The following is an 857-nucleotide window of genomic DNA, read 5'->3' as shown; positions in this document are numbered from 1 at the left end:
ATGTGGAGCCGCAGCGAAAGCGAGTCTGAATAGGGCGTGGAGTATTTGGTCGTAGACCCGAAACCAGGTGATCTACCCTTGGTCAGGTTGAAGTTCRGGTAACACTGAATGGAGGACCGAACCGACTTACGTTGAAAAGTGAGCGGATGAACTGAGGGTAGCGGAGAAATTCCAATCGAACTYGGAGATAGCTGGTTCTCYCCGAAATAGCTTTAGGGCTAGCCTCAAGTGATGATTATTGGAGGTAGAGCACTGTTTGGACGAGGGGCCCCTCTCGGGTTACCGAATTCAGACAAACTCCGAATGCCAATTAATTTAACTTGGGAGTCAGAACATGGGTGATAAGGTCCGTGTTCGAAAGGGAAACAGCCCAGACCACCAGCTAAGGTCCCAAAATATATGTTAAGTGGAAAAGGATGTGGCGTTGCCCAGACAACTAGGATGTTGGCTTAGAAGCAGCCATCATTTAAAGAGTGCGTAATAGCTCACTAGTCGAGTGACWCTGCGCCGAAAATGTACCGGGGCTAAACATATYACCGAAGCTGTGGATTGTCCTTTGGACAATGGTAGGAGAGCGTTCTAAGGGCGTCGAAGCATGATCGCAAGGACATGTGGAGCGCTTAGAAGTGAGAATGCCGGTGTGAGTAGCGAAAGACGGGTGAGAATCCCGTCCACCGATTGACTAAGGTTTCCAGAGGAAGGCTCGTCCGCTCTGGGTTAGTCGGGTCCTAAGCTGAGGCCGACAGGCGTAGGCGATGGATAACAGGTTGATATTCCTGTACCACCTAGTATCGTTTTAATCGATGGGGGGACGCAGTAGGATAGGCGAAGCGTGCTGTTGGAGTGCACGTCCAAGC

General features: G+C 50.7%; 1 rRNA gene. It reads left to right on the top strand.

Annotated features, from left to right (window positions below):
* Positions 1-857: ribosomal RNA gene (locus AC1DHT_RS29185) — 23S ribosomal RNA — on the top strand; the annotation flags it as partial.

The sequence above is a fragment of the Pseudomonas sp. 05N432 genome, from assembly GCF_056396945.1.
The sequence above is the reverse complement of the archived record's forward strand: the minus strand, read 5'-3'. Positions and strand labels throughout refer to the sequence as shown.